21 protein-coding genes, 1 tRNA gene and 1 pseudogene are annotated in these 20,674 nt (G+C 66.0%); 11 read left to right on the top strand and 12 right to left on the bottom strand.

What is annotated here, in order from left to right; translation table 11 throughout:
• The first annotated feature begins 119 nt into the window (after window positions 1-119).
• Window positions 120-998 (top strand): hypothetical protein, encoded by an 879-nt coding sequence (locus AUV07_RS11420; protein ID WP_062636240.1) that lies wholly within the window; start codon window positions 120-122, stop codon window positions 996-998.
• Window positions 999-1,035: 37 nt separating this feature from the next.
• Here the strand turns inward: AUV07_RS11420 and AUV07_RS11415 are convergent, their stop codons facing one another.
• Window positions 1,036-1,215 carry a hypothetical protein gene (locus AUV07_RS11415; RefSeq protein ID WP_231868252.1) on the bottom strand — a complete coding sequence of 60 codons (180 nt, stop codon included), beginning with the start codon at window positions 1,213-1,215 and terminating at the stop codon, window positions 1,036-1,038.
• Between the two features lie 154 nt (window positions 1,216-1,369).
• On the opposite strand from AUV07_RS11415, the gene AUV07_RS18130 reads away from it, so the two are divergent.
• The 3 genes from AUV07_RS18130 to AUV07_RS11405 are packed head-to-tail and all read left to right on the top strand — an operon-like array spanning window position 1,370 to window position 2,254.
• The gene (locus AUV07_RS18130; protein WP_269454388.1) at window positions 1,370-1,504 is read left to right on the top strand and encodes a hypothetical protein; all 135 of its coding nucleotides are present in this window, start codon (window positions 1,370-1,372) and stop codon (window positions 1,502-1,504) included.
• Window positions 1,501-1,701, top strand: a complete 201-nt coding sequence (locus AUV07_RS18025) for a hypothetical protein (protein WP_231868251.1) — start codon at window positions 1,501-1,503, stop codon at window positions 1,699-1,701. The genes AUV07_RS18130 and AUV07_RS18025 overlap by 4 nt, the downstream gene beginning before the upstream one ends.
• Window positions 1,702-1,711: 10 nt before the next feature.
• On the top strand, window positions 1,712-2,254 hold the full coding sequence (locus AUV07_RS11405) for an SOS response-associated peptidase (RefSeq protein WP_062636237.1): 543 nt from the start codon (window positions 1,712-1,714) through the stop codon (window positions 2,252-2,254).
• Window positions 2,255-2,475: 221 nt separating this feature from the next.
• Here the strand turns inward: AUV07_RS11405 and AUV07_RS11400 are convergent, their stop codons facing one another.
• The 5 genes and pseudogenes from AUV07_RS11400 to AUV07_RS18230 form a co-directional block, all read right to left on the bottom strand.
• Window positions 2,476-3,309, bottom strand: a complete 834-nt coding sequence (locus AUV07_RS11400) for a metallophosphoesterase family protein (protein WP_157524047.1) — start codon at window positions 3,307-3,309, stop codon at window positions 2,476-2,478.
• Window positions 3,306-4,148: a GIY-YIG nuclease family protein gene (locus AUV07_RS17650; protein ID WP_157524045.1), complete on the bottom strand. Its 843-nt coding sequence runs from the start codon at window positions 4,146-4,148 to the stop codon at window positions 3,306-3,308. The genes AUV07_RS11400 and AUV07_RS17650 overlap by 4 nt, the downstream gene beginning before the upstream one ends.
• Before the next feature lie 292 nt (window positions 4,149-4,440).
• Window positions 4,441-4,644, bottom strand: coding sequence for a hypothetical protein (locus tag AUV07_RS17645; RefSeq protein WP_157524043.1), 204 nt, complete (start codon window positions 4,642-4,644; stop codon window positions 4,441-4,443).
• Window positions 4,645-4,694: 50 nt separating this feature from the next.
• Window positions 4,695-5,501, bottom strand: coding sequence for a hypothetical protein (locus AUV07_RS11390; protein WP_157524041.1), 807 nt, complete (start codon window positions 5,499-5,501; stop codon window positions 4,695-4,697).
• Between the two features lie 155 nt (window positions 5,502-5,656).
• Window positions 5,657-6,073, bottom strand: a pseudogene (locus AUV07_RS18230) (DUF6932 family protein); the annotation flags it as partial.
• 271 nt (window positions 6,074-6,344) lie between these two features.
• Here AUV07_RS18230 and AUV07_RS17640 point away from each other — a divergent pair.
• On the top strand, window positions 6,345-6,605 hold the full coding sequence (locus tag AUV07_RS17640) for a hypothetical protein (RefSeq protein WP_157524039.1): 261 nt from the start codon (window positions 6,345-6,347) through the stop codon (window positions 6,603-6,605).
• A gap of 80 nt (window positions 6,606-6,685) precedes the next feature.
• On the opposite strand, the gene AUV07_RS11385 is transcribed toward AUV07_RS17640, so the two are convergent.
• From AUV07_RS11385 to AUV07_RS11370, 4 genes are all read right to left on the bottom strand, one after another.
• A complete protein-coding gene (locus tag AUV07_RS11385; RefSeq protein WP_062636230.1) occupies window positions 6,686-7,675 on the bottom strand; it encodes a hypothetical protein in 990 nt (329 codons plus the stop codon).
• Window positions 7,676-9,838: a hypothetical protein gene (locus AUV07_RS11380; protein ID WP_197462141.1), complete on the bottom strand. Its 2,163-nt coding sequence runs from the start codon at window positions 9,836-9,838 to the stop codon at window positions 7,676-7,678.
• Between the two features lie 641 nt (window positions 9,839-10,479).
• On the bottom strand, window positions 10,480-11,379 hold the full coding sequence (locus AUV07_RS11375; protein ID WP_062636226.1) for a type II secretion system F family protein: 900 nt from the start codon (window positions 11,377-11,379) through the stop codon (window positions 10,480-10,482).
• A complete protein-coding gene (locus AUV07_RS11370) occupies window positions 11,373-12,377 on the bottom strand; it encodes a TadA family conjugal transfer-associated ATPase (RefSeq protein ID WP_062636224.1) in 1,005 nt (334 codons plus the stop codon). Before AUV07_RS11370 ends, AUV07_RS11375 begins: the two co-directional genes overlap by 7 nt.
• A 398-nt stretch (window positions 12,378-12,775) precedes the next feature.
• Between AUV07_RS11370 and acs the strand changes: the two genes are divergently transcribed.
• Window positions 12,776-14,743, top strand: a complete 1,968-nt coding sequence (gene acs / locus AUV07_RS11365; protein ID WP_062636222.1) for an acetate--CoA ligase — start codon at window positions 12,776-12,778, stop codon at window positions 14,741-14,743.
• A gap of 98 nt (window positions 14,744-14,841) precedes the next feature.
• Here acs and AUV07_RS11360 read toward each other — a convergent pair whose 3' ends face one another.
• Both AUV07_RS11360 and AUV07_RS11355 read right to left on the bottom strand, forming a co-directional pair.
• Complete coding sequence (locus AUV07_RS11360; RefSeq protein WP_025104268.1) at window positions 14,842-15,300, bottom strand: RidA family protein; 459 nt, start codon at window positions 15,298-15,300, stop codon at window positions 14,842-14,844.
• A complete protein-coding gene (locus AUV07_RS11355) occupies window positions 15,297-15,521 on the bottom strand; it encodes a hypothetical protein (RefSeq protein ID WP_025104267.1) in 225 nt (74 codons plus the stop codon). The genes AUV07_RS11360 and AUV07_RS11355 overlap by 4 nt, the downstream gene beginning before the upstream one ends.
• Before the next feature lie 89 nt (window positions 15,522-15,610).
• On the opposite strand from AUV07_RS11355, the gene AUV07_RS11350 reads away from it, so the two are divergent.
• From AUV07_RS11350 to AUV07_RS11330, 5 genes are all read left to right on the top strand, one after another.
• Window positions 15,611-18,169 carry a transglycosylase domain-containing protein gene (locus AUV07_RS11350; protein WP_062636219.1) on the top strand — a complete coding sequence of 853 codons (2,559 nt, stop codon included), beginning with the start codon at window positions 15,611-15,613 and terminating at the stop codon, window positions 18,167-18,169.
• On the top strand, window positions 18,160-19,101 hold the full coding sequence (locus AUV07_RS11345) for a metallophosphoesterase (protein ID WP_062636217.1): 942 nt from the start codon (window positions 18,160-18,162) through the stop codon (window positions 19,099-19,101). Before AUV07_RS11350 ends, AUV07_RS11345 begins: the two co-directional genes overlap by 10 nt.
• 121 nt (window positions 19,102-19,222) lie before the next feature.
• A tRNA-Pro gene (locus AUV07_RS11340) sits at window positions 19,223-19,299 on the top strand.
• Between the two features lie 68 nt (window positions 19,300-19,367).
• The gene (locus tag AUV07_RS11335; protein WP_062636215.1) at window positions 19,368-19,844 is read left to right on the top strand and encodes a VanZ family protein; all 477 of its coding nucleotides are present in this window, start codon (window positions 19,368-19,370) and stop codon (window positions 19,842-19,844) included.
• A complete protein-coding gene (locus AUV07_RS11330) occupies window positions 19,841-20,608 on the top strand; it encodes an HAD-IIB family hydrolase (protein ID WP_062636213.1) in 768 nt (255 codons plus the stop codon). Before AUV07_RS11335 ends, AUV07_RS11330 begins: the two co-directional genes overlap by 4 nt.
• Window positions 20,609-20,674 lie beyond the last annotated feature (66 nt).

Raw genomic sequence — 20,674 nt, 5'->3', positions numbered from 1 at the left:
GCCTCCGAGGACTGCCCCAAAGAGGAGGCGCTGGAAAGTCGATTCACACGAGTAAGCGCAGGGATGCGTTGCGATAGCTGGCTACGGTGACGCACCCAGCCTGCGCTACTCTCCGTTACATGATTCACCAGACCGCCACCTACGGGGCTTCATTGCGTAGGCACACCGAAACGGCCTACCACTACACGGATGCCGGCGGTGTCTACGGCATCCTGACGGGCCACCAGGTCTGGGCGTCGGCGTACACAATGCTGAACGATGCGCTTGAGATTAGGCACGGCGTCGGGGAAGTCCAGGCGGCAGTAAGGACGTGGTTACCGAAGCCGACCGCATCACCATCGGCAGTCGAGGCGCTGCGGAACTACATTGCGACACTGCCCGACGTATTCGATACCCTCCCCATTTACATCGTCAGCGCTTCAAAGAGCCCCACCCTGGTGAACCAGTACCAGGGATACGCAGGTGCCGGTGGGTACGCAGTAGGTCTCGCGGCGGATGCCCGACTTCGCCCCCTCGACGTCGAGGAGGACCCACATATTTTCGGCGACGGCTGGTTGGAGGTGCTTTACACCGCGACCGACAAGACGACCTACGCCCACTCAGTCTTCGACGAGCTGACGGCGTCCAACTCGATCTTGGGGCTTGCGTCCGCCATCAGCGGCACGATGTGGATGCTCGAGGATTATCTCGCAGCCCTCGTCGCAGTGCTCAAGCATGAATCCTTCATCGCGGAGCAGGAGATCCGGTACATCATCACGTACCGGGGACGCCCGCACTTCCGCCCTTCGGCCCGCGGGATAATCCCGTTCCTAAGGCTGGGCAACCATAGCGAGCCACTGACTCATAAAGGCGCTGGGGAGGTGCTTCAGGTCAACGACATCTACGTCGGACCTCCCACTGCGACAGCTGCGCGTCGCATCCGCACGCTTGAGCAGCTCAAGTTGAAGGACTATCCGCATGCTGAGGTGGTGGACTCCGGCGTGCCGTACGTCCCATAGAACAATCGCAGGAGCCCGGCTTCAGCTCGCGTTGTGTCTAGTCGTAGGTCCGGTGCACGTGCCAGCTGTACCCGGCACGGTACACGTCGAACACGAGGGATCGGCTGTCGTCGTCGGTGCCCTGGAATCGCCAACCGTAGAGGCCGGAGTGCGCCTCGCCGAGCGGCACGGAACAGTTGGAGTGCCGGAGGCGGGCGGGGTGTCGGTGACGCGCCACCGCTTGCCCGCGTACACCATGCGTGTCGGGACGTCGTCGGCCATCCATAGGGTTGCATGGTGTTCGACCTGAGCGACGTTCATGGGTTAACAGCATAGAACGCATGTTCGATAATTACTAGCCTGGTATCGGCCGGAGGAAGGAGCGCCCGGCGGTGGGAACCAACAAGCGGTACGCCGCCTACTACGGCCGGCAGACCGAGGAGCGGATCATCGAGACGTTCATCGCGAAGGCCGGTCCGCTGCAGTCCCTCACCCCGAGGAGATTGAGGCCGACCGGCTGCCGATGACGATCTACCCCGAAGGGCACCGGCCGAAGGTGAAGGCGTGGGTCCGGTTCGGGCCGAAGCACACCCGCGTCGACGCCGAGCTCGTGCGCTCGAACAGCATCGCGGCCGGCATTAAGTTCACCGTGCGCGAGAAGGTCTACCAGTGCTGGGTGTGGGGCAACGCGATCAAGGTCGCCGAGCCCGAGCGTCGCGCGTAGGCTCACCCTCATGTGCGGACGCTTCGCGATGGATGCCAAGACCGACGAGCTCATCCAAGAGTTCGTCGCGGAAGGCGGGAAGCCCGAGGACTGGTGGAAGTCCGGGCATGGCTCCTACTCGATCGCCCCGACCGACGACGCACCGATCGTCCGCGACCGCGGCGAGGGCCGGTTCCTCGAGCTCGTGCGGTGGGACTGGCAGAAGCCGCCGTCGAGGCCGAAGGGCGCGCCGATCATCAACGCCCGAATCGAGAAGCTCGCCACCGGGTTCTGGGCGCCGGCGTTCACCGCGGCGCGCTGCGTCGTCCCGATGCGCGGCTACTTCGAGTGGACTGGGGAGAAGGGCGACAAGACCCCGCACTTCCTCCACGGCGACGGGCTTCTCGCCGCGGCCGGACTCACATGGTCGATGGACGTGCACGGCGAGCACGTGCGTTGCTTCGTCGTGATCACCCGCGAGGCGCGCGATGCCGGCGGATGCTCGCCACGCTCGACGGATCATCCGCGGCCGTCGCCGCCACCATCGAGCAGTATGTCGTCGACCGTAAGGTGAACAACTCGCGGTCGGTGAACACTGAAGACCCCACCGTGATCCTGCGCGTAGCCTAATCAGTCGGAGCCGCATCGGACCTGTGCTCGATAACCCATCGGCCGGACTCTGCTTCGCCCTGGTGCTCTTGATGCGTGCCAGTAGCGCTGGTAACGAGTAACGCTATTACCGGTGCTACTTCGTCTGGCCACCCGTGTCATCGAGAGCTGGAACCGTGACGGCCATCAGCGGCGACGAAGATCGTGCGGAAGCGTCTCGAAGGTCAGTGTCTTCATATCCAGAATGCCGGCGTTGCCCGCGCGGGTATCGCGATCGAGGCTGACCGCGCGTCTCCCGTTGTCGAGATCGATGCTCCCGTACGTGTGCATATGGCCGTGAAAATGTAGGGCAGGCCTGACCGCGTTACTCACCCGCTGCACACGCTCGCGCTGAGCGGCCGAGATCGCCAGGGCTTCAGGCGGGTATCCGTCAGGATTGCTGGCGATGATTGCGAGCACCTCAGGGGCCGCGTCAACCGGTGACTCGTGCGTGAGGAGCACGTCGGCGGCACCTGCGGCGATCGCTGCGTTCTCCATCTCTTCGGTGATGAGCTCGTCCTCGAACCAGTCTTTACCGGGTGTGCGGAACGCCTTGTCCACACTGGATGCGCCCCCCAGGGAGAGCACCTCACGCCCGGCGATTGTGAACCTGAACGGCCGCGGAAGGAGCCACACAAGTTCGCTCGCGCGAATTGGCTGACCTGGAGCCGCTTCCTGGGCCGGCGTGATCTTCCCCCACGCCTCATGGTTGCCGAGCGTCACAAGAACACGTTCGATGCCAGCATTCCTTGCCCAGAAGTCCACGGTCTGAGTCCCGCGACCGTCGTGATCGAAGCCATAGTCGCCAACCTGCAGGATCGTGCGGATCGTTGGATCAAATCGGCGCATCGCGGGCAGGAGCGTTTGAATCCATCCTGCGTTGCCGTGCAGGTCTCCGACGAGCCACACACGCTCGTCGGGGAGGTTGAACCTCGTAGCAGTCTCGAAGAGTTTCATGTCGTGGAGCAGTCCGTTCTTCACCTCAGCGCCAACAGCAAGGGCTGAGTCATGAGTGGTGGCGCCGAAGCGATCAAGCGACTCAGAGCCACCCGCACGCGGTCGATTCCGGGCGTGGCCTGCGCCCGGCTTACGCTGTCTCGTCGTCCCATCAAGGGGAAAGAGTGTGGGAGGGAAAGTCGGATGAGCGTTCCATCGTCCCGTGCACGTCCACCAATCCAAACGCGCTCGCGAAAGCCACCGCCCGGCGCCAAGTCGACCACGGAGATCAGGGAGTCGTACGGGTGCAGACGCATCTGGTCGATCGTTACCCGCTCCCGGCAGAAGAACAAGTACAATATCTCGTCACTGACGACCCTGCCGATCAACGAATCAGTCGCCAGCAGGCGGTCTGCCCATCTCTCGACGCAGGTCGCGACTTCGTTGTTCCACGCCACCGCATCGTTGGAGAACATGGATTCCCATCCTGAGCGCGCGGGGCCCCGTCGCCCCGCTCCAGGTATGTGTTCCGGTCGCGACGGCCTGGCAAGGGTATAGCCCTCGCCCACGCCGAGAAGCTCTCCGCGTTCAGCGGCGAATATCCGGACTGAATCGAAAGCCTGGTAGTCGAACCATTCGGTGTAGCCTGCAACAGATCCAGGCATGTCGAGCCGGGCGTCTGCGATCGCGCGGTGGAGAGTCTTCTCGACCCACCACGGCGAGACATTGGGAGCAACATCGAAAACGAGCGATTCCCGGAAGTCTGTCTGGTCATGAGGCTGAATTTGCGCCCATCGCCGCAGCGGCTGCTTTGCGACACCCACTTTGAACCGCTCGTGCGCCCTGTGCACGAGGAAGTAGATGTGTTCGTCGCGGTCGACCATGCGGCCACCATAGGACTTTTCATGCAGCCTCTGGGGAATTCGCGTGACCTGGAGGATCGCTCCCTGGAATGCTCTCGTTTATGTGCAAATAGAGAATGCGGGCGACACGCCGATTCTCACCCGCGCGGAGTGTCAAGAACAGTCACTCGTGTCTGCCGCAGACCAGTTGGTGACGACTTCACTGGGATGCGCCCGCCGGTCAGTCGTGCATATCTACCATGGAGAAGCAGACAAGCGCACATGGGGGGCGAGGTTGTCCGCCGCGCGGAGCCACCGAAGTCTGTTGAGTGGCTCAAGCGCTGACAGGCAGCACGTGATGATCGGGACATCGTGGGACCATGCCGAGCGTGAGTCCGCCGTTGCCGTAGGCCCGCCAGGTGTGACCGTAGGGGCACTCCCAGTCTCCGAAGTCGCCCGGATCGACACCGTTAATGCCGCACATCGGGCACGGAGGGTTGCCGTAGCCGTCGAACAGCCCGAACCGGTCGGGCTTCATCGACCATGTATGCCCACAGTCGGGACGCGGGCAAAAGAAGTCAGACATCGCTAGCTCCCCTGTTCGTCGTCATCGAGCGGCGTGGCATTCACCGCTCGGTAGGTCGTCACGGTTCCTCCGCCGGGCAGTTCGCGAACCATCGGTACGGCTTGAATCTTGATACGCCCTGTCAGATGGAACTGCGTAACGTCGACGGCATTCGGAAGCGCCGTCGCGTCGATGACGACAATGTGGTCGTCCCCAATGTCGAGCTGCCAACGGTCCCTAGTGCTTAGCGTGACGAGAGTTCCCGCGAGCGAGACCTGCTCTTGGTCCAGCTCTCGCGCGACGACGAGCTGGCGCACGAGGGCCGCGTCAGCCTTGTTGAAGGTAGCCCTTTGAGTCTCATGGCTCGGCTCTCTCCATTCAAGATCCACCTCGAAGTCTGCTTGCTCAACACCCCTCGCGAACTCTCGAACCGCGCTCGCAACCCGCGGTCCACCCTCCTGCACGAGCTGGATGAACTCGCCTTCATCAGCGTTGGGGCCGATCTGGTGGGCGACACGAACAAGACCAATCGCATCCACGACACATTCGTCGACAAACTGGCGCTGTCGCTGGTCGAAGATCGCGACACCCCCCTCCGCAATCAACTCCGCTTCGGGCAACGTTTCGGGACCGACCTCGAAAACCATGCTGCCGAGGAGAGGCTGCATCAACAGCTTCAGTTGCGTTAGCGTGGTGACCTCACCAGGCAGAGCTCCGCGATTGGATCGAATGCCCTTCTTAGCGGCTCCTGCGGCGTTCACAAGGCGCTGAAAGTTGAGCAGGATATGCCCGGCAGCATCTAGGCGAGCCTGGTGATCCTGCACATTCACGCCCGCGACGCGGATGGAACCCGTGCTCCGTACGATTCGGGCCGCTGCACGCGCCCCCCCAGAGTCCCTCGATGCTCATTCTGTTCAGATCTTCGGCGCGTTCCCAGCGGGGACCCTGGGCGGCTCTAAGCCTGTCGCGGAGGGTATTACTCCGGTCAATCGGAGAATCCATCGAGTGTCACCTCCAAGTAACCCCGTCGCTGGATGCTATCGGGACGTCCCGGGGGCGAACCTTGTGGGCCGGTGCGTTGTCGCTGCCACCAATCATCCCAGTGTCCACGATCCCTGTAATACTTCCAATCCAGGTGGTCGCCAAGAGCCGGGCTTGGTATGGACCGCCATGTGGCGACGTACGAGTCGATCCGCAGACCGAAACTGTTCCGTAGAGCGTTGGGCTGTGCGAACAGCCCAATCACATTCTTAGCCACCTCGTCGGACATCGCGGTTTCCACGAGATCCGCGTCGAGCCAGTAGAGACAGTCGATGTCGTTCGGGTCGAGCTTCGTCGTCGTGAAGCTCCCCGCGATCCAGACCTGCGCGACCGGCACAACCTCACGTAGCGCTGCCGTCGCTTCTTGCCACTCGTCTCAGATGGGGCGGCGTGTTGACGACGCCGCGAACTGCGTGTCCCGGACAAACCGGTCACGCACTTCGTCCGCGGTGGCTACGTAGCGCCCAGCCACTATCGAGCTAGCGTCGACGTCGAACCCTGGAATCATGCCGCCCCCCGCCTCTTGGCATTTCTCCCCACATGTTAGGGCCTCATCGCGGTCGTACTCGCGGGTGGGACATCGCGATGTCGGAAGCGAGGGTTACCCTCTGAGCTAAGAAGGGCGGCCGACAATGAGCTTTCAGATGAATCCCGACTTTCCGCGGTGGCTTGAAGCGCGTGTCCGTGCTCTCAAGGAGGTACTGGACGGCGTCTCCGCCGAGTTCGCCGGAAGGCCTGTGGATGAGATCAGGCATGAGCTGTCGAAGAGATGGGCGTCTGTCGGGGATGGTGCACGGATCACCGATCCAGACCTGACGACGGTTGCCACTCGAATCAGCGATGGCAAGAGAGTTTGGCTCGAAGATGACGGCCGAATCATGTCTGACGACTAGCGAGAGAACGCGGCCGCCTGGCAGTGGTTTCCTGGGGCAGCGTGGTCGACCTCATTGGGCAGGTGGCCGATGAGCCAGTGCTAGTCGACAATCTTCGGCGCGAAGATCTCCCTCATAGGTCGAGTGCCCGCACTCAGGTCGTGTTCGAGCCGGTCGAGGTCGGCCTTAGTCAAGACTCCCGCGAGTTGCAGGGAGGCATCAAACCCAATTGCGGCACCTGCACGATTGATCGCGTCCTGCAACCCGCCGACCGCGAGGTCGCGGAGATTCGCATTGAAGCGGGCGAACTGGATCTCCCGCCACGCCTTGTATGGGTCGAGCATGCCTTCGGTTAGAAGACCTCGACCGCCCCACCCCACCTCCCGAGTCTCACGCAGCACAACGTCCGCAATCTTCTGGTTGTAGCTGCCAAGGTCAAACGCGGACTTGCCCGCGAAACGGCCGAACGTAAAGTCAGACATTACTTTGAGGTCCTGGTTGGTCGCGTCGATGACCCGTACAGCTCTGTCAACCGTCCGTCTGAGAGGTCGCGGCAAGGACACCACGACCAGCCCTCCCGCAGGCAACGGCACCTTTGTCCATACGGCGACGTCATCGCTCGGCCCCACCCTGGGCATCCAGTAGAAGTACCGGCCGAAGCGTTTGTGAATCCTTTCGGGCTCCAGGACCTCGATTCTGAATGCGACGGGGCCGGCAGCCGGCTGATCGGCCGGGCGGTAGTAAACAAGCTTGAGGTAGAGAGATCCAAAGGTCAGATGCCACAGGGCGGTTTCGATATAGTCGCGGAACGCTCGGGCGAGCTGGCTATGCGGGTATCCCCGAACCGGTAGCGCGTTGGTTATCAGGCGAGCCACGTCCGCGTTGTCAGGCACGAGATGTACCTTGAATCCGTCGTGCGTGCCATCCCCATACGGAAGAACCCGGGTGCGGAGGTCCTGCAGAAGCATATGCAGCTTGCCGGCTGGGTCAGGGATCTGCCGCCGACCGGGCGCAGGAGTTTCTGGACGGGCCTCGTAAGGAACCTGCTCGGACCAGTCGGCCACCATACCGGCAAATGCGTCGTCGTACACTTACTCCTCCTCCCCGTCGTCGTGGCCCATAACGGGTCGCTCCGCTCGATACCTCGCGATCTCTTCCGCTATCAGTCTTGTCGTGTGCCCCAGATCCACGTCCTCTTCCAAGAACGCCGCGAGGTACTCAGCGATGAAAAGCGCGTACAGATCTTCCTGAACTCCCAGACCTCGCGGCGCAAACGCGGAAACGATAGGGCTGGGATGTGGGCGCTCGTCGCTCTCATCCAACAGCATCTCCCACTCGCTGCCTAGGTTCCGCTCTTTGAGTACCTGCCCGAGGGCGATAGTGCGACGACTCCGTTCAACTCCGCCAACGGTCAGCGCGAACGTGTCTTCGACGAACTTGGCTGCTGTCAGCAAGAAGCTTGGCAGTTGCGGACTTGCGTCCAGAAGACGGTCCCACTTGGTCTTCACTTCTGGCCAGATGCCGCTACCGTCGAGCTCGTACATGAGGAGCGCATATCCAGCGAGGTCCATCGCTGTGATCAGCGGTTCCAGCGCGTAGACCAGACGGGTCTGGGCCTCTTGCTGCTTGAGGTCGCTCATGATCCGCGCGCGTGCAGATTCCATTTCAGCGAGGGCCGCGCTGTACATACGAAGCCCTCGTTCAGAGTCGCCATCGAGGATCGCATGAAATGCTCCATCCACCACGAACTGATAAAGCTGGCCATAGAGGTCAGGCTCGCGAGGGTCGAACTCGGCTGTGCGCAACGTGGGAAGAAGTGCGGCAAGCTGTCCAAGAAGAGATCGATGTTGGCTTGCCGCATCAAGACTTTCCGCATGTGTAGGCCACCGATCGATCCCGATGTTCGAGTTGCGGAAGGAACCTAGTCTTTCTTCCGCGCGCCGAACTGCGTCCTCGTGGTGGTCGAACTTGTTGAGCAGCTCAAGTGACGCCATGCCGGCGACAGCGGCGAGATCCGGTCTTCCTGCCGCGTTGAACTCGGACACATGCTTGAGCGCGCGGTCTCTGACGAGACCGATGATGCCTGCTTCGGTCTGAAGAAGCGCGTCAGCAAGGCTTCTCGCTGCCAGATGATCGACCCACCATGCAGGCGTGATACGCCGACCCTCGCTAGCCACCTCGCGGCGGATGGCCGTTGCGAAGTTCTCGAGCATCTGTCGAGTCTCCGTGGGCAATCCGCTGGCAGCTAGCCCATCCTTGTTAGAGAGTCCTGCCTCGAACTCGGCAGAAAGGTCCCGTCGGCGAAGTGAAGTAGCGGCGCGAGAAAGCCCGAGCAACATCACTGTGACTGGGCGAACGACGCTTTCGGCCGCTGCCATTTGATTGAGGCGCAGCTCGTAGTCGTCAGCGTCAGCCGATGCGACTTTCGGGGTAGCAACCACCGCCATCACCACGCGCTCCCACATGGTCGCGATGGCCACTGCTTCGTCATTCTGGAGCCGTGCTGTCAGTTGCCCGACGAGGTCCGCGACTTCTTCGGACATGGCCAGCGCATCCGCACCCCCCTGAGACTGGAATGCGACCTTCAGGCTACGGCTGAGTGCCCGCCCTACAGCGTTCTCGAACCACAGGTAGTCGGGTTGCAACTGAGGGGGGAGGCCGACAGAGGTGTTCAACGCAAGATCAAGACTTCCATGGCTGGGCGTGAGCCAGTTCTGATGACGTGGCACGCGGCTCCACCAGTTGCTTCCTGTTGGAATGGCGTGCTTCCAGGACGAATAGAGCTTAAGTATGTAGATCAGTTGCCGACTCAAGACGACCGGAGCCGTGGCGTTACGAAGATCGGATTCCTCGAGCAGCTGAGCAAGGTGACGGTACGAAGTGATGGCGCGTAGGGCTAGGGTATGTGCCTCAGTTTGACGAAACGAGACGTCCCGCGACTTCTCCGCCGCAGCTGTCTGAATCGCTGTCGACAGCTGACGCATTAGCGGCAGCGCGAGTTTGGAAGGATCGAAGTACTCCAAGAGACGTCGGGTGACCACAATAAGGCCGATGCATGTCACGGCCGTCAGGACGCCAACGCCAAGCAACGCGAGGCCCGAAACAGCGTGATCGAGCACTCCCAGGACGAGCGTGGCGATGCCACTCGCGATCGTCAGAATTATCACCCTGAGGTAGGTCTCGTTATTTCGCTCCTGCAAGAACAAGTCGCGCACGTCACCTGGCACGGACTTGTAGATGGTTGAAGCGATCACGCCAACCGTCGCGTAGTAGAGACCGAGTAGAGTCGCGCCAACGGCAACTGCCGCCCCGACGAGGGCCAATACAACTTCAGCAAGGTTCGATGCGGGCGGGTTGAACAGCGGACTGTCGGCTAATGCTGGGATTCGGCGCAGTAAACCAGCGACAAGTTCGAGTGAGGCAACACACACACAAGCTAGAACGAGCTGCCCAAAGCTCCGGATCGCGAGTTGCCATCCGGCGGTCAGGTTTGTGCGTGCCCCGTCGGTCCGAATCCGCATCATTGACGCGAACCGAGCGAGACGCTGCCGTCTTTCCTGCCGGAGCTGCAGCCGTCGCCAGTACCGAAGGGTGCTCAACTCCCGTATACGGGCAAGTGAAGGGAGACTCACGTCGCCATCGTCCCAGAACTACTGGACTCCCTGTGGGCGCCGCGCGCAAGTGCGGTTCCGCCCGTCAGGGAATAGCGGCGCTGACTCCGAGTCCAGCTGAAGTACGCTTTATATGCCGAACGACCGCCATGGTGGTGATGGCGTACTCGGCGGTCGCTGCGCCGGTGTCGTCTCCGAAGAGGGCCCTGGCGCGGCGCCGGTCCAGGGTGGGGAGCGTGTCGTTCATCTTCGTACCTCTTTCTTTGTCGGTGATCACGGAAGGGTCAGGTCGGCAGCGGCGTGGAGGCGAGCACACTGAGCAGGAGGGGCGCCACACCGAGCAGGAGGAACGCCGGCAGCGTGCAGACGCCGAGCGGAAGCAGCAGGCGCGTGGAGAGGCGCGCAGCGCGGAGACGCCCCTGGACCCTGGCGCGATGCCGGTCCTGCGCCGCCGCCGCGCGGAGCAGCTCCACGGCGGGGACGCCGGCCGCGCGGGAGAGCTCGAGCACCTGGCCGACGCGGTCGCGCTCGGCGGGGTCGACGACGCCGGTCTCGGTGGCGAGCGCGACCGCGCGGTCGATCGGTGCGCCGCCGGCGAGCGCCACCGCGACGAGTTCCGCGGCCATGCCCGGCGTGCCCGGCGCTGCGCGTGCTCGGCGCAGCAGCCGCCGTGTCCAGAGCCGAGCGGCCGCGACCAGCAGCAGCCCCGCGACGACGCACACGGCCCCGAGAGGAGTGCCGAGAGCGGCGCCCAGGGTGTCGAATCCCAGCGCGACGCCGAGCAGCAGACCCGCCAGCGGCATCCACAGCAGCAGGCGCGCCGTCCCCGCGGGCTCGGCGAGAGCCACTCGGACATCGTCGGCCGCCGACGCGGCATCGCGCAGCGCCTCGACGATGGTGCGGAGCACGTCGGCCAGCGGCGCTCCCACCGTCGTGGCGACATCCCAGGCCGCCGCCAGCTCCGTCCACATGCCACCCTGCGCCTCGATCGCGGAGACCAGCGGCATGCCCTCGCGCGTTCGTTCGAGCACCGCCGTCGCGGCGGGGTCTCCCGTGCCCGCGAGGTGCCGCCAGGCGACCAGGGGGATCGCCCCGGCCTGCAGGAGCACGGCGAGCGTCTGGACGGAATCGGCGACGTGCGGACCGGCATCCGACGCCGGACGCGCCACCCGGAGCGTCACCACGGCTCGACCTCCTCGATCGTCAGACGGTCGCCCTCGAGCGCGAGACGGCCGGCCTTCGCGATGCGTCGGACGCCATCCCGAGCCCGCTCCAGGTGCAGCACGATGGTGAAGGCACTCACCGCCTGACGCGCGAGGGCCACCGCGTCCATGCCGGCAAGCGCTCCCAGAGCCTCCAACCGCGCGGGGACGTCGGCCAGGCCACTGGCGTGCAGAGTGCCGGCGCCGCCGTCGTGCCCGGTGTTGAGCGCGGTGAGCAGCTCCCGCACCTCCACTCCTCGGCATTCGCCCACCACGAGGCGGTCGGGCCGCATGCGCAGGGACTCCCGTACCAGCCGTGCCAGATCGATCTCACCGGCGCCTTCGAGGTTGGCCTGCCGGGCCTCCAGAGCGACATGGTGCGGATGCCCGGGCCGCAGCTCCGCGACGTCTTCGATCGTGACGATGCGCTCCTCGGGCGGGACCTCCGACAGCAGGGCCGACAGCAGCGTCGTCTTGCCGGAGCCCGTGCCCCCGGTGAGGAGGAGGTTGGCCCGGTCGCGGACCAGCGCGCCGAGCCATCGCCGCTGCCGCGGATCGAACGCTCCGCGCGCCGCGAGCGCATCGAGGTCGGCGGCATGCACGCGAGGGACGCGGATCGACACGGCTGTGCCTCGCGCCGACACCGGAGCCAGCGCGGCGTGCACCCGGACCCCGGACCCGAGGCGGACGTCGACGCACGGCGTCTGATCGTCGAGGTGTCGCCCGCCGATCGCGACGAGCGCCACGGCGAGCTCCCGGACCTCCCGCTCCGTCGCCCGCCAGTCCGGCACACGGACCGCGCCCCTCCCCCTGTCCACGAACAGCGCATCCGCGCCGTTCAGAAACACGTCCGTGACCTCGTCGTCGAGGAACGGCGCGAGCGGGGCGAAAGCCGGCTCGGTCCGGAGAGCCTCCTGCGGCGAGCGTGGCGCCGCGTGCGTCTCGGACGAGCGCGGCTGGATGACGAATCGGTCAGGCATACGGCGACGGTAGGCCGCAGGACGCCGGCCTCGACCGCGCGGTGCCCGCGCTCCCGCGGCGCGTGTGCACAAGCCGGCACCGTCTTCCGCTGTGGAGGAGCCGATCGCGAGCGAGCGCGGACGGGAACGCTCCCATGAGAAAGGGCGGCATCTCACGGGGGGAATGAGATGCCGCCCACGGCGGCTCTCGATCGGGGGAATCGGGCACGCCAAGGCCGGAATGAGATTTCGGCTGCCGTCGAGTGTACGCAAGGCGACCGTCCTCACAAAACCCACCCGACTACCGACTTTCGGCAGTATTCGACGGTGGAGGGCGGGGATAGATTCACCCTGACCTGGTCGCACTCCCCCTGCGGCCATGCCTGCACGACCCGAACGCCGCAAAGGAGCGCCTGCCGATGAGCAGTCAGATCGATCACCTTCTCGACGAGACCCGGCGCTTCGCGCCGTCGGAGGAGTTCGCCGCCCGATCCGTCGCCTCGAAAGAGCTCTACGAGCGCGCCGCTGCGGATCGCGAGGGCTTCTGGGCCGATCAGTCGCGCGAGCTCGTGCACTGGCACAAGCCCTTCACCCAGGTCCTCGACTGGAGCAACCCGCCCTTCGCCAAGTGGTTCGACGACGGCGAGCTCAACGTGGCCTACAACTGCCTCGACCGCCACGTCGAGGCCGGCAACGGCGACCGCGTCGCGCTCTTCTGGGAGGGCGAGCCCGGCGACAGCCGCCGCATCACCTACGCCGAGCTGACGGACGAGGTCAAGCGCGTCGCGAACGTGCTCGAGGGGCTCGGCATCGGGCAGGGCGACCGCGTCGCGATCTATCTGCCGATGATCCCCGAGGCGATCGCCGCCATGCTCGCGGTGGCGCGCGTGGGTGCCATCCACTCGGTCGTCTTCGGCGGGTTCAGCGCGGACAGCCTGCGTTCCCGGATCGACGACGCCGGCGCCAAGCTCGTCATCACCGCGGACGGCGGGTACCGCAAGGGCCGCGTCTCCGCGCTGAAGCCCGCGGTGGACCAGGCGCTGGCCGACCGCGGCGAAGGTGAGCAGCAGACCGTCGAGCACGTGCTCGTGGTCAAGCGCGGCGAGAACGAGGTGGAGTGGACGGAGGGCCGCGACCTCTGGTGGCACGACGTCGTCCCCGCGGCCTCGGCCGACCACACGGCGCAGGCGTTCCCCGCCGAGAACCCCCTCTTCATCCTGTACACCTCGGGCACGACGGGGAAGCCGAAGGGGATCCTGCACACCTCCGGCGGGTACCTCACCCAGGCGGCCTACTCGCACAAGAACGTCTTCGACCTGAAGCCGGAGACCGACGTCTACTGGTGCACCGCCGACATCGGCTGGATCACCGGACACAGCTACGTCACCTATGGCCCGCTCGCGAACGGCGCGACGCAGGTGCTCTACGAAGGCACGCCCGACACCCCGCACCCCGGCCGCTGGTGGGAGCTCATCGAGAAATACAAGGTCTCGATCTTCTACACGGCCCCGACCGCGATCCGCTCGTTCATGAAGATCGGTCGCAGCGTCCCGCAGAAGTTCGACCTGTCCTCGCTGCGCGTGCTCGGCTCGGTGGGCGAGCCCATCAACCCCGAGGCGTGGATGTGGTATCGCGAGGTCATCGGCGCCGGCACGACGCCGATCGTCGACACGTGGTGGCAGACCGAGACCGGCGCGATCATGGTGTCGGCGCTCCCCGGCATCACCGCGACGAAGCCCGGCTCCGCCCAGGTGCCGCTGCCCGGCATCTCGATCGACGTGGTGGACGAGCAGGGCGTCGAGGTCGGCAACGGCAACGGCGGGCTCCTCGTGATCACCGAACCCTGGCCGAGCATGCTGCGCGGCATCTGGGGCGACCCGGAGCGCTTCCGCGAGACGTACTGGGAGAAGTTCGAGAAGCAGGGCTACTACTTCGCCGGCGACGGCGCGCGGCTCGACGAGGACGGCGACCTCTGGCTGCTCGGACGCGTCGACGACGTGATGAACGTCTCGGGTCACCGGTTGTCGACCGCGGAGATCGAGTCCTCCCTCGTCGCGCACGAGGCCACTGCGGAGGCCGCCGTCGTCGGCGCCTCGGACGAGACCACGGGTCAGGCGGTCGTCGCGTTCGTGATCATCAAGGAGAGCTACCTCTCCGCGCACGACCCGGCGGGACTCGCGCAGCAGCTGCGACTCTGGGTGGGCGAGCAGATCGGCGCGATCGCCCGTCCGCGTGACGTCTACATCGTCGGCGAGCTGCCGAAGACCCGGTCCGGGAAGATCATGCGGCGACTGCTCCGCGACGTGGCCGAGGGTCGCGAGGTCGGCGACACGACGACGCTCGCGGACACCGCCGTGATGAGCATCATCTCCGCCCAGGTCAAGTAACGCGAGACCCCGGGTTCACGTCGAGACCCCCTGCTGCAGACGTCTGCAGCAGGGGGTCTCGTCGTGTGCCCGGGGTCTCGGCGAGCCGGGCGCGGGGACTACGCGAGGCGGAACGTGACCTCGACCTCGACGGGGCTGCCGAGCGGGAGCTCCGCGACGCCGACGGCGGCACGCGCGTGCCGGCCCTCCTCGCCGAAGATCTCGCCGAGCACCTCGCTCGCGCCGTTGATGACGCCGGGCTGTCCGGTGAAGCCCTCCGCCGAGCCGACGAACCCGCCGACGCGGACCACCCCGGCGATGCGGTCGACACCGCCCGCGACGTCGGCGGCAGCGGCCAGCGCGTTCAGAGCGCACGTCCGCGCGTAGGCCTTCGCGTCTTCGGCGGACACCTCCGCGCCGACCTTGCCCGTCGCGGGGAGGGCGCCGTCGACGAACGGGAGCTGGCCCGACGTGTAGACGAGGCCGCCGTGCACGACCGCCGGCACGTAGGCGGCCACAGGAGCGGCGACGGCGGGCAGCTCGATGCCGAGCTCGGAGAGGCGGGCGGCGATGCTCATGCCTGGCCTCCCTCGAACTGGCGCGAGGCCTCGGCGGCGGCGGCGAGACCGGCGTTGGTCGAGCCGTCCGTCGTCACGGGGCGCTTGAAGTAGGCCACCAGACCGCCTTCGGGGCCCTGCACCACCTGGACGAGCTCCCAGCCCTGCTTGCCCCAGTTGTTGAGGATGGCCGCGGTGTTGTGGATCAGCAGCGGCGTGGTGAGGTACTCCCACGTGGTCATGGCACTCCTGTCGATCAGGGCGCGTCCAGGGCAGACCGGGCCGCGCTCGTCAAAGCCGGTATTCAGGGAACTCCCCTACGATCAAGCGTATGCCCCAAAAGAACCGCACGGTGAAGGGCGTGCTCGGCGGTCTCGTCGGGCTCGTCGGACTGAGCGCCATCGCCGGTCTGCTGGTCACCGCCAGCGTCACCCCCGTCCTCGCGATGACCGGCGTCGCCGGCACCACGGCGCTGACGATCTTCGATGAGCTGCCCGAGGTGCTGAAGGTCGACACTCCCATGGAGCAGTCGACGATCTACGCCACGAACCCGGAGGGCCAGCCGGTCGTGCTGGCATCGTTCTACGAGCAGAACCGCGTCCCGGTGAAGTACGAGGAAGTCTCGCCGATCCTCTACGACGCGATCCTCTCCAGCGAGGACAAGAACTTCTACACACACGGCGGGGTCAACCTCGGTGCGACCGTCAAGGCGCTCGTCGACAACGTGCGCGGCACGTCCAGCCGCGGGGCGTCGACCATCAGCCAGCAGTTCGTGAAGAACGTCCGCATCCAGCAGTGCGAGCAGGACGTCGACACGGCCTCCGACACGTACTCGGACGAGCTGCAGCAGTGCTGGCAGGACGCGACGAACGCGTCCGGGGTGGATGGCATCGAGCGCAAGCTCCAGGAGATGCGCTACGCCATCCAGATCGAGAAGGACTACTCGAAGAACGACATCCTGCTCGGCTACCTGAACATCGCGAACTTCGGCGGCACCGTCTACGGCATCGAGGCCGCCGCCCGGTACTACTTCTCCACGACGGCCGCGAACCTCACGGTCGCGCAGGCCGCGACCCTCGCCGGCATCGTGCAGAACCCCAACACCTATCGGATCGACAAGCCGGAGGGCACGTACACGCAGGACGGTGTGTCGCACAACTCCGCCGCCGACGGCTACAAGGACGCCAAGGACCGGCGCGACTACGTTCTCGGGCGCATGCTGGACGACAAGAAGATCACGCAGGCGCAGCACGACGAGGCCATGGCATCGGCGATCGAGCCGGCCATCACCGTGCCCGTCCAGGGCTGCGCGGCAGCGGGACGCAACGCGTACTTCTGCCAGTACGTGAAGTCCATCGTCGAGAACGATGAGGCCTTCGGCGCGGACATCCAGGAGCGTCGTGACCTGCTCCGCCGCGGCGGCCTGAAGATCTACACGTCGCTGGACTTCCGTGTGCAGGACCCGGCAGCCGAGGCGATGGCCGACATCGTCCCCGCGAACTTCGACAACAAGTACTTCGGTGCCGCCGGGGTCTCGATCGAAGTCGGCACCGGCCGAATCCTCTCCATCACGCAGAACACGATGTTCTCCGAGACGCCCACCACCGACCAGGCGTATTCCTCCCTCGTCTTCGCCGGCGACCAGAAGTACGGCAAGTCCGGCGGCTTCCAGGTGGGCTCTACCTACAAGCTGTTCACCCTCATCGACTGGCTCGAGAAGGGGCACTCCGTGCGGGAGAACCTGAACGGCACCGTGCAGACGAACCTGAAGATCCCGGTGTGCGGCAGCCCGCAGGTGACGAACACCGCGGAGATCGGCAACTTCGGGCGCAGCCGCGGGTACCCGGGCACTCCCATGACGTTCACGGCCCAGTCTCTCAACAGCGGCTATTTCGCCATGGCGTCCAAGCTCGACGTCTGCGACATCAACGAGGTGGCGGACAAGATGGGAGTGACGCTCGCCAGCGGCGAGAAGGTCACGGAGGAGAACGTCCCCTACGACGTGCTCGGCCCGAAGAACATCTCCCCGATCGCGATGGCCAACGCCTATGCGACCGTGGCGAGTGGCGGGACGTACTGCACGCCGCGCGCGATCGACAAGGTGATCGACGCCGAGGGCAAGGAGCGCGAGCTTCCCAAGGCCTCCTGCACCGAAGGCGTGCTCGCGGAGGAGGTCGCGGCGACCGCGGCCTATGCTCTGCAGGGCGTCATGACGTCGGGCGGCACCGGCGCGGTGGCCAACCCGTTCGACGGCACCCCGCTGATCGGCAAGACCGGAACGCACGACCTGTGGTCGACCATGATGATCGAGTCCAGCACCAAGGTCGCCACTGCGGTCTGGGCGGGTCGCTCCAACGGAAACCACGACAACGTCTTCAACGTCTGGACGGGTAACCATCGTCTGAACGAGGTCCGTTATCCGCTGGCGAAGGCGGCGCAGCGCGCCGCCAACCAGGCGTACGGTGGAGACGACTTCCCGCGGCCGGACAACAACCTCATCCGTCAGGTGCAGGTCTCGGTGCCGAGCGTGATCGGGCAGACGATCGAAGAGGCCACCGCTACCCTCGAGCGCGCCGGGTTCACGGCGTCGGTGGGTCAGCCCGTCGACAGCGACAAGCCGACGAACATCATCGCGGCGCAGGATCCGTCCGGGCAGGCCGCGGCGGGCTCCACGATCACGATCTCGCCGAGCAACGGGAACGGCGTGACGGTTCCCGATGTCACCGGACAGTCGCCGACGGCGGCGAATGCCGCACTCATCGCAGCCGGCTTCACCACGGTCGAACGCGCCGGCTCGTGCAACGCGGAGGGAGCGACCGTGACGGCCACAGACCCGGCGGCGAACTCTGCGGCCACGAAGTCCACACCGGTCAGAGTGACGTGCAACTAGACGGATATCGCGCGGCACACCCGGCCCTCATCGCGCTCGGCGCGGTGGGGGCCGTCGGTGCGGCCGCCGCGGTGTGGGGCATCGGGATCGAGCGCTACCTGTTCACCGTGCGGGAGGTGACGGCTGAGGCCCTTCCCGCCGGGGCGGCGCCGCTGCGGATCCTGCACCTCTCCGACGCGCACATGGCGCCGTGGCAGCATCGGAAGCAGGACTGGCTCGCCTCGCTCGCCGAGCTTCAGCCCGACCTCATCGTCAACACCGGCGACAATCTCGGTCATGAGGACGGGCTGCAGGGAATCCGGCGCGCCTTCGCTCCCCTGGCGGGCATCCCCGGTGTGTTCGTGCACGGGTCCAACGACGTCAACGTGCCCACGCCGCGCAATCCGCTGCGCTACTTCGCGGGCCCGTCTCGGAAGATCCGACAGCCGGCGCTGCTCGACACCGCCGCGATGGACGACTACTTCATGGACGAGCTCGGCTGGACCGATCTGAACAACACCGCGGCGCGGCTGACCGTCCGCGGAGCGTCCGTCGATCTGTTCGGCGTGAACGACGCGCATCGCGACTGGGATCGCCTGGATCTGCTCCCCGACGCCCTGGCCGCCCTCGGCCCTCGCCCGGACGGTGCTCCCGTGCTGGGGGTGACGCACGCCCCCTATCAGCGGGTGCTCAACGGCTTCGTCGACCTCGGCGCGGACGCGATCCTCGGCGGACACACGCACGGGGGCCAGGTATGCCTGCCGGGGTACGGCGCGCTGGTCGCCAACTGCGACATCCCCCTCAAGCAGGCCAAAGGGCTGAGTACCTGGACGCACGACGGGCGTTCGGCGCCGCTGAACGTGAGCGCCGGCTGCGGACACTCGATCTACGCCCCCGTGCGCTTCGCGTGCCGCCCCGAGGCGACGTTGCTCACCCTGACACCGCGCGCCTGAGCAGGCCGAAGATACGGGTACGGATCCCCGTGCCGACGGCTCCCGCACGGCGCGCCACGCGGATGTGCGTGCTCGATTCGGTGCTGGAGGCATTTCGCTGTAGACTCGGAGGGTTGCAAAACGGGGTGTGGCGCAGCTTGGTAGCGCGCTTCGTTCGGGACGAAGAGGTCGCAGGTTCAAATCCTGTCACCCCGACCAGTGACACGAGAAGGCCGCCCGCAGGGGCGGCCTTCTCTGTATCGGGACGTCGTGCGAGAGGGGAACGCATGGGGAGGCTCCTGCCGCCGCCACGCCGTTCGACGCGCGTCTGGGCGCTCGCTCTCGGGCTTCCGTTCCTCGCCGTCATCGCCTTCCTGACGCTCACGCCCGCGCGAGTGGAGCAGACGATGCCCTCCGTGATTGACCTCGTCCTCAGCGCGCTCCACCGCATCGGCTGGACGGGCCTCGACTTCACGCGCCTCGAGATCCTCGCGAACGTCGTCGTCTTCGTCCCCGTCGGCATCCTCGCGTTCCTGCTGCTGCCCCGCCGGCTCTGGCCGCTGTCGCTGCTCGTGGGCCCGACCCTCTCTCTTGCGATCGAGACGGCACAGTACCTGGCCCTCCCCCACCGCGCCGCGACCGTGAGCGACGTGCTGGCCAACTCCACCGGGGCGACGATCGGCATCGTCCTCGCGGTGTTCTGCACGCTGCTCGCCACCACACCCTCCTCCCGGCCGCGAACACCTACAGTGGAGGCATCATGACATCGCCCTCTCTCGTCGCCTTCGACCTCGATGACACGCTCGCGCCGTCCAAGGGCACGATCGACCCGCGGATCGCCGCGCTCCTGAACGAGTTGCTCCGGTCCGTCGACGTCGCCATCATCTCCGGGGGCAACGAGGCGCAGTTCCGCACGCAGGTCGTCGCGCAGCTCGCGGACGCCGACCCGGAGGCGCTCGCCCGCCTCCACCTGCTCCCGACGTGCGGCACGCGATACCTGCGGCATGACGGCAGCGATTTCGTCGCGGTGTACGCCCATGACCTGAGCGACGAGGAGAAGACCGCCGCCCTGACCGCGCTGCGCGAGGAGGCGGAGCGCCTCGGGCTCTGGGAGACCGAGCCCTGGGGCGAGATCCTCGAGGACCGCGGCTCGCAGATCACGTTCTCGGCCCTCGGTCAGCAGGCACCGCGTGACGCGAAGCACGCCTGGGATCCGACCGGCGCGAAGCGCGGCGCCCTGCGCGATGCCGTCGCCGCGCGGCTTCCCGGCCTCGAGGTGCGCTCCGGCGGCTCGACCTCCATCGACATCACCCGCGCCGGCATCGACAAGGCGTTCGGCATGCAGCAGCTCGCCACCCACACCGGGATCGAGCTCACGGCGATGCTGTTCTACGGCGACCGTCTCGACGAGGGCGGCAACGACTACCCCGTCCTCGCGCTGGGCGTGCCGTCGGTGGCCGTCGAGGGCTGGGAGGACACGGCGGCTCGCCTCGAGGCGCTCCTGCCGACCCTCTCCACCCGGGTCTGACGCGTACGTTCGCACGACCTCGACCCGCCTGCACGACCGGAGGATCGAATCCGTCGTGCAGGCGTG

The sequence above is a fragment of the Microbacterium sp. CH1 genome (genome assembly GCF_001595495.1).
GTDB lineage: Bacteria > Actinomycetota > Actinomycetes > Actinomycetales > Microbacteriaceae > Microbacterium.
Note: the sequence above shows the minus strand (reverse complement) of the source record. Positions and strands in the feature narration are given on the sequence as shown.

Excerpts from the sequence above, each read along its gene's own strand:
- AUV07_RS11420 (WP_062636240.1), top strand. The coding sequence starts at position 120 with ATGATTCACCAGACCGCCACCTACGGGGCTTCATTGCGTAGGCACACC.
- AUV07_RS11335 (WP_062636215.1), top strand. The coding sequence starts at position 19,368 with ATGGGGAGGCTCCTGCCGCCGCCACGCCGTTCGACGCGCGTCTGGGCG.
- AUV07_RS18025 (WP_231868251.1), top strand. The coding sequence starts at position 1,501 with ATGACGATCTACCCCGAAGGGCACCGGCCGAAGGTGAAGGCGTGGGTC.
- AUV07_RS11360 (WP_025104268.1), bottom strand. The coding sequence starts at position 15,300 with ATGAGCATCGCCGCCCGCCTCTCCGAGCTCGGCATCGAGCTGCCCGCC.
- AUV07_RS17650 (WP_157524045.1), bottom strand. The coding sequence starts at position 4,148 with ATGGTCGACCGCGACGAACACATCTACTTCCTCGTGCACAGGGCGCAC.
- AUV07_RS11330 (WP_062636213.1), top strand. The coding sequence starts at position 19,841 with ATGACATCGCCCTCTCTCGTCGCCTTCGACCTCGATGACACGCTCGCG.
- AUV07_RS17645 (WP_157524043.1), bottom strand. The coding sequence starts at position 4,644 with ATGAAGCCCGACCGGTTCGGGCTGTTCGACGGCTACGGCAACCCTCCG.
- AUV07_RS11350 (WP_062636219.1), top strand. The coding sequence starts at position 15,611 with ATGCCCCAAAAGAACCGCACGGTGAAGGGCGTGCTCGGCGGTCTCGTC.
- AUV07_RS11355 (WP_025104267.1), bottom strand. The coding sequence starts at position 15,521 with ATGACCACGTGGGAGTACCTCACCACGCCGCTGCTGATCCACAACACC.
- acs (WP_062636222.1), top strand. The coding sequence starts at position 12,776 with ATGAGCAGTCAGATCGATCACCTTCTCGACGAGACCCGGCGCTTCGCG.
- AUV07_RS11370 (WP_062636224.1), bottom strand. The coding sequence starts at position 12,377 with ATGCCTGACCGATTCGTCATCCAGCCGCGCTCGTCCGAGACGCACGCG.
- AUV07_RS11405 (WP_062636237.1), top strand. The coding sequence starts at position 1,712 with ATGTGCGGACGCTTCGCGATGGATGCCAAGACCGACGAGCTCATCCAA.
- AUV07_RS17640 (WP_157524039.1), top strand. The coding sequence starts at position 6,345 with ATGAGCTTTCAGATGAATCCCGACTTTCCGCGGTGGCTTGAAGCGCGT.